We start from the raw sequence: 6498 nt of genomic DNA, 5'->3' as shown, positions 1-6498 counted from the left end.
AAGTTCTCCAAAGATAAAATGGAGGCATCATGATCCATTTGTTTGATCACTTTGTATAATATTGGGCGGTTTTGAGGCTATAGCTGTTCGTACGGTTTGTGCTGGCGATAATAGTGATCATCTGTTGGTAATATGTTTAAAACGAGATATTAGCCTGTCTTATTAAATTGTTTAAAGTTCGTATCTTAGGCGATTGATAAGAAAATGATACAAAGGGCAAAAGTAAGGATTTAAATATCTATTCTCCAAGTAAGTAATTGTAAATAAAAGGTTAGAACAGGGATAAGGAATGAGTAAGATTATAGCTTTAGCTAATCAAAAAGGAGGGGTCGGCAAAACCACATCATCCATAAACCTTGCAGCTAGTTTAGCTGTGTTGGAATATAAAACATTGCTGGTAGATGCAGATCCACAAGCCAACTCCACCTCCGGCATTGGTTTTGATCCACGTACAATAAAGTCAAGTATATATGAGTGCATAATAAATGATGTAGATCCGCATGATGCCATTCAGGCTACTCAAACGCCTAATCTGGATCTATTGCCTGCACATATAGATCTGGTAGGTGCAGAAATAGAGATGATTAATCTGACTGACCGTGAGTTTAAGATGCGGACAGTGCTGGATAAGATTAGGGAGGATTACGATTTCATCATTGTCGATTGTTCACCTTCTTTAGGGCTGATCACCATTAATGCTTTAACGGCAGCTGATTCTGTGATCATACCTGTTCAATGTGAGTACTTCGCCTTAGAAGGGCTAGGTAAACTATTGAATACCATTAAGATAGTGCAAACAAGATTGAATCCTAATTTAGAAATTGAAGGGATTCTGCTTACGATGTATGATGTCAGGTTAAGGCTTTCTAACCAGGTAGTTGAAGAGGTAAAGGTTCATTTTCATGACCTTGTTTTCGATACCATTATACAACGTAATACGCGTTTAAGTGAGGCTCCGAGCTATGGGATTTCTGTGATTATGCACGATGCAAATTGCAAAGGGTCTATTAATTATCTTAATTTAGCTAGAGAGATCATTAAGAAAAATGGTCTTGTTAATGGAAAAGGTGTTAAAAAAGCAATAGTTAATTCATGAGCCAGATAAGAAAAACAGGGTTAGGAAGAGGATTAAGTGCATTGTTGGATGATAGTGAGCGCATAATGCCTGTACGTTCGGTGCCTGTTACTGAAGGAGTAACATCCCCGGGTAATATAGCTCACATACGCATTAGCCAAATTGAAGTAAATCCATTTCAACCCAGGTCTGAATTTGATCAGGCTTCACTTCAGGAACTTGCTGATTCTATTGGCACACAGGGGTTGATTCAACCGATTACGGTTAGGAAATCAGGCTCAGGGTCGTATCAGTTAATATCGGGTGAAAGACGTCTTAGAGCTTCCCGGATTGCTGGGTTGATAGAGATTCCTGCATATATCCGTACTGCAAATGACCAGCAAATGCTGGAAATGGCACTTATTGAAAATATTCAACGAGAAAACCTGAATGCTATTGAGGTAGCTTTAAGTTTTCAGCGGATGATCGAAGAGTGTAATTTAAAGCAGGAAGAGCTTAGTGATCGTGTGAGTAAAAACCGGTCGACGGTGACTAATTATATTCGTTTATTGCGGTTGCCACCTGTAGTGCAGGCGTCTATCCGTGATAATAATATTTCAATGGGACATGCCAAGGCAATTCTTGGTCTGGAAGAGGTTGACAAACAGCTCTATGTTCACAAAGAGATCTTGAAGAATGGACTTTCTGTTCGTAAGACTGAAGAGCTTGTTCGTACTATACAGCAAATGGGAATTCCCAAAGCAGGTACAGCGAAGGTTGAACCGGTTTCTTTTCAGTTTCAAAAGATTCAGGACGATCTGGCATCGAAGTTTGCTACTAATGTGCGTTTGAAAGTTCAGGGAAAAGGAAAAGGGTCTATTGAAATTCCTTTTATGTCAGATGATGATCTGAGCCGTATACTTGAATTATTAGACTGGTAAATGATTTTTTTAAGATATTTTCTGTTTATAGGGATGATGACATTCACTTTATCCGTGTTTTCACAAACGGATACTGCTGTTGTAAAAGTTGATTCAGCTATGTCTAATCCTGATTCCAAAATGCCTAAAACTACTGTTCAGAAAGATACTGTTGTTTCTGTAAAGGGAAAAGGACTTGGATCTGGGAAAGCATCTGTTGTGAAGGACTCTGCACGTCTTGCTATTGAAAGAATGCCTGGTCAGGCTGCCCGACGATCAGCAATTATCCCTGGTTGGGGTCAATTCAATAATAAAAGATGGTGGAAGGTTCCTTTTATTTATGGAGGTTTGGTAGGTGCAGGACTGGTATTTGAATTTAATCAACGCTATTATAAGGATATTTTAACCGAACTGCAATACAGGGAACTTCGATCTGAAGACCAACCTGAAACACAAAATCCTCTATATGCTAATCTGGATAAGGCTGCTCTATTGAGTGGGCGTGATTATTATAGAAGAAGCCGCGATTTAAGTGTATTGGCAGGATTGGGGGTTTATGCAATTAATATTATTGATGCCTATGTAGATGCCAAATTTTTTCGTTGGGATCTATCGGATGAACTAGCTATTAAAATTAAACCATCTTTACAAAGTTTTCCCATTAATGCCTCTTTGGTTCCGGTACCAGGTATAAAAATCTGCTTTGCTCTGTAATTTCATTAACATAAAAATATTTCAATGAAGATAGCTCTTTTAGGTTATGGTAAAATGGGACGTATTATAGAGCAGTTTGCTCAAAATCGTAACCATGAAATAGTATTAAAAATAGAAGAGAACAGTCTTCATTTACTCACCAAAGAGAATCTTCAAAAAGCAGACGTAGCCATTGATTTTAGTACGCCTCATTCTGTGATGCAAAATATTAATGCCTGTTTTGATGCACAACTTCCGATAGTAGTAGGGACAACAGGTTGGTACAACCAATTACAGGAAGTAAAAGATATTTGTATTGCAGGTAACAATACTTTACTATATGGCTCTAACTTTAGTATTGGCGTAAATATCTTCTTCTTTGTAAATAAAATGCTGGCTAAAATTATGAATCCGTATTCTCAATATGATGTCCAGGTAGAAGAAATACATCATATACAAAAGCTTGACGCACCAAGTGGTACGGCTATAACTATTGCAGAGGGGATTTTAGATGGCCTTAACCGCAAAAGTGAATGGATCAATAATGTGGTAGATGAAGGGAAACAGGTTATTAATCAACCTAACCAGTTACTGATAGAGTCGCTACGAATTGAAGATGTTCCTGGAACTCATACGGTGATTTATAGCTCGGAAGTGGATGAAATTGAGTTGAAGCATACCGCACATAGTAGGGCAGGGTTTGCATTGGGTGCTGTAATTGCAGCTGAATGGCTTAAAAATAAAAAAGGTTTCTACTCGGTAGAAAGTATATTTGACTTTAATAACTAATAATAATTACATGGAAAGTACTGGAATTTGGTTAGTAATAGGTATTCTAACCATTTCAACATTGGTCGGAATGTGGATGCTCTTTGAAAAAGCTAATCGTAAAGGTTGGGAAGCTCTCATTCCTGTCTACAATATGATTGTTGTTCTGAAAATTACAGGAAGACCTCTTTGGTGGATTATTCTGCTGTTAATTCCCGTAATAAACTTAATTGTAGCATTGGGTCTGATTGTTGATTTTGCGAAAAGTTATGGTAAGACTTCTTTTCCGGAACATGCAGGTGCTGTGCTTTTCCCTTTTATAATTTTTCCTTACTGGGGTTTTGATGCTAACACAAAGTATCTTGGACAATCTGCAACAGAAGAGTTCCATGTAAAATATCCTTATAGAAAGTCAGCAGCAAGAGAATGGGGTGATGCAATCATCTTTGCAGTAGTTGCTGCAACCTTAATCCGCAGCTTTCTTTTGGAAGCGTATACCATACCTACTGGATCTATGGAGAAATCGCTATTGATAGGAGATTTCCTTTTTGTGAGCAAAGTGAATTATGGTGCACGAATTCCGATGACCCCTATTGCCTTTCCTTTTGCACACCATACTATGCCTCTTATTGGTACAAAAGCTTACTGGGATGGATTAGAGTTAAAATACAGAAGACTTCCTGCACTCGAGGAAATTGAACGAAATGATGTAGTGGTGTTCAATTATCCAATGGAAGCGGATGCTCCCTTTAATCGTCCGGTTGATAAGCGCGAAAATTATATCAAACGCTGTATTGCTATTTGTGGAGATACCTTAAGGATTATAAATGCACAGGTATATGTGAATAGTAAAAAGGCGATTAATCTTGAATTTGCTCAGAAGTATAATGCCGTAGTTTCAGATGGTACAGACTTTAATCCACAGAAGCTAACGGACATGAATATCGATGCACAGCGGCGCTCTGATGTCGATTATTTATTTAATATGACTAAAGGTCAGGCATTGGAAATTAAAAGTTGGGCTAATGTAAAGGAGGTGAAACCCTATATACAATCCGCGTCTATGTATGATACAGAGATTTTCCCTAAAGACCCTGCCTTTAGATGGAATGTAGATAACTTTGGGCCATTAATAATTCCTAAAAAGGGCTGGACAGTAAAGCTGGACAGTACAAATATTCCACTGTATAAGAGAGCAATTGAAGTTTATGAAGGGAATAAGGTAGAGGTAATTAACCATAATCAAATCAGTATCAACGGTAAGCTTGCTAATTCTTATACTTTTAAAATGAATTACTACTGGATGATGGGAGATAACAGGGATAACTCACTTGATTCCCGTTTTTGGGGATTTGTTCCGGAGGATCATATTGTAGGTAAGGCTTTATTTGTATGGATGAGCTGGAATACGAATGGTAGCTTCCTGAGTAAAATTCGTTGGGACAGATTGTTTATGGGCATTAAATAAAAAGCCATTTTTTATTATTACTTGTTATGTTGCAATACTAGTTTAAAAGTCTTTATAATTTCTCAATTCCAAGCAATTCGGCTAAAGCTTCTAAATCTTTCACTACGGGTTCAGATAAAGGAATTCCTTCTACACGGCGTATCTTCTCTGCTTCCGCTTCCGGTTCTCCTGGTATAATTACGGGTTGATCTGGATCTATTGGCACTGCGGCTTTAAAACGTTCAATCCAGCGATCCATATGCGACTTAAAGTCGGCAGCAGGTCTGAAGCCATCAATACGCATTGCGCCATGGAAATGACCAATTCCTTCACCTGGCAAATCGGGTAGTGGATCTAAAAAAGCAACAAAAGGAGGGACCCATGGGCCATAATTAGCACCAGATAAAATAGAAGTAAGAATATCAACTGTGGCACTTAATCCAAAACCTTTGTGACTGCCATGGTCACGGTCACTTCCTAAAGGTAATAGTGACCCTCCAGTTTTAAGTGCATGTGCATCAGAAGTTGGTAATCCAGTTTTGGTTTGAACCCAACCTTCAGGGATTTGTTTACCTTCCCGTTGCGCTATTTCTAACTTCCCGTTGGCCGCTGTAGCGGTTGCCATATCTACGACTACCGGCGGATATTTGCCTGCTGGAAAAGCATAACACATCGGATTTGTACCTAGCAAACGTTCTGTTGTAAATGTAGGAGCAACCAGCGGACTTGCATTAGTCATTGCAATGCCAATCATATCTTTACTCACAGCCTGCATCGCATGGTAACCAGCTATACCAAAGTGATTGGAATTTCGTACAGATACCCAACCTGATCCATATTTCTCCGCTTTTTCCATGGCCAGTTTCATTGCGAATGGAGCTACAATTAACCCTAATCCGCCGTCACCGTCTACAGTTGCGGTGCTTGCTGTTTCGTGAACAATTCTGATATTTGGATTAGGATTAATCCGGTGTTTTTTCCATAGACGGATATAGCCGCTTAGTCGTGCTACGCCATGCGAATCGATTCCTCGCAAGTCAGAGGTTATTAATACATCGGCAGCAAGAACAGCATGTTCTTCACTGCAGCCCATTGCATGAAATACAGATTCTGTAAAGGCTCTTAATTTGTTTTCCTGAAAAATGAAGGAACTCATACTTAAGGTTCAATAATAGTGAAATTAATAATTAACATTAAATGAGGGTCTCTTCTTTTAAAATAAGGAAGAGACCCTAGAAATAAAAAAGCTGTTTCATAGGTTGAAACAGCCTCTTTTTTGATTTTATATGAATAAGCTTATAAAGCTTATTCAAAAGTAACCAAGTTTACTAAAAATGGTTCTTATAATGAATACCGAATCAACTTTTTAGAAATATAAGAAATGCTAAATCTAATCTTATAGGATATTTTAAAAGCCTTAAGGGAGGTACTAATAACCCCTGTTTTTTAAAATATTTTCCATTTAGCTCATAATTAATTTCTTAAAATAAATCATGAGCTAAAAATTAGACTAAATCGCAAAATAAAGAGGTTAAAAAAGGACATTATAGCCTTCCTTTTTTCTTGTTTTTTATAGTATGGACACACTTCTCCTACCGGATTGAATAATGTGAATT

General features: G+C 38.0%; 6 protein-coding genes. 5 read left to right on the top strand and 1 reads right to left on the bottom strand.

The window, feature by feature from the left end; all coding sequences use genetic code 11:
* Positions 1-289: 289 nt before the first annotated feature.
* The 5 genes from ADIARSV_RS12165 to lepB are packed head-to-tail and all read left to right on the top strand — an operon-like array spanning position 290 to position 4903.
* Positions 290-1096, top strand: coding sequence for a ParA family protein (locus ADIARSV_RS12165; RefSeq protein WP_016195832.1), 807 nt, complete (start codon positions 290-292; stop codon positions 1094-1096).
* Complete coding sequence (locus ADIARSV_RS12160; RefSeq protein WP_016195831.1) at positions 1093-1995, top strand: ParB/RepB/Spo0J family partition protein; 903 nt, start codon at positions 1093-1095, stop codon at positions 1993-1995. Before ADIARSV_RS12165 ends, ADIARSV_RS12160 begins: the two co-directional genes overlap by 4 nt.
* Before the next feature lie 33 nt (positions 1996-2028).
* Positions 2029-2688: a DUF5683 domain-containing protein gene (locus ADIARSV_RS12155; protein ID WP_152439862.1), complete on the top strand. Its 660-nt coding sequence runs from the start codon at positions 2029-2031 to the stop codon at positions 2686-2688.
* Between the two features lie 24 nt (positions 2689-2712).
* Positions 2713-3456 (top strand): 4-hydroxy-tetrahydrodipicolinate reductase, encoded by a 744-nt coding sequence (gene dapB / locus ADIARSV_RS12150; RefSeq protein WP_016195829.1) that lies wholly within the window; start codon positions 2713-2715, stop codon positions 3454-3456.
* A gap of 10 nt (positions 3457-3466) precedes the next feature.
* Complete coding sequence (gene lepB / locus ADIARSV_RS12145) at positions 3467-4903, top strand: signal peptidase I (RefSeq protein WP_016195828.1); 1437 nt, start codon at positions 3467-3469, stop codon at positions 4901-4903.
* Positions 4904-4955: 52 nt separating this feature from the next.
* Here lepB and ADIARSV_RS12140 read toward each other — a convergent pair whose 3' ends face one another.
* Positions 4956-6038, bottom strand: coding sequence for an Ldh family oxidoreductase (locus ADIARSV_RS12140; RefSeq protein ID WP_016195827.1), 1083 nt, complete (start codon positions 6036-6038; stop codon positions 4956-4958).
* Between the last annotated feature and the right edge of the window lie 460 nt (positions 6039-6498).

This window comes from Arcticibacter svalbardensis MN12-7, assembly GCF_000403135.1.
Classification (GTDB): Bacteria; Bacteroidota; Bacteroidia; order Sphingobacteriales; family Sphingobacteriaceae; genus Arcticibacter; species Arcticibacter svalbardensis.
This window is presented reverse-complemented; position numbering and strand designations above follow the sequence as displayed.

What these genes read in the sequence shown, in the direction of transcription:
- ADIARSV_RS12165 (WP_016195832.1), top strand. Translation starts at nt 290, where the DNA reads ATGAGTAAGATTATAGCTTTAGCTAATCAAAAAGGAGGGGTCGGCAAA.
- ADIARSV_RS12160 (WP_016195831.1), top strand. Translation starts at nt 1,093, where the DNA reads ATGAGCCAGATAAGAAAAACAGGGTTAGGAAGAGGATTAAGTGCATTG.
- ADIARSV_RS12155 (WP_152439862.1), top strand. Translation starts at nt 2,029, where the DNA reads ATGATGACATTCACTTTATCCGTGTTTTCACAAACGGATACTGCTGTT.
- dapB (WP_016195829.1), top strand. Translation starts at nt 2,713, where the DNA reads ATGAAGATAGCTCTTTTAGGTTATGGTAAAATGGGACGTATTATAGAG.
- lepB (WP_016195828.1), top strand. Translation starts at nt 3,467, where the DNA reads ATGGAAAGTACTGGAATTTGGTTAGTAATAGGTATTCTAACCATTTCA.
- ADIARSV_RS12140 (WP_016195827.1), bottom strand. Translation starts at nt 6,038, where the DNA reads ATGAGTTCCTTCATTTTTCAGGAAAACAAATTAAGAGCCTTTACAGAA.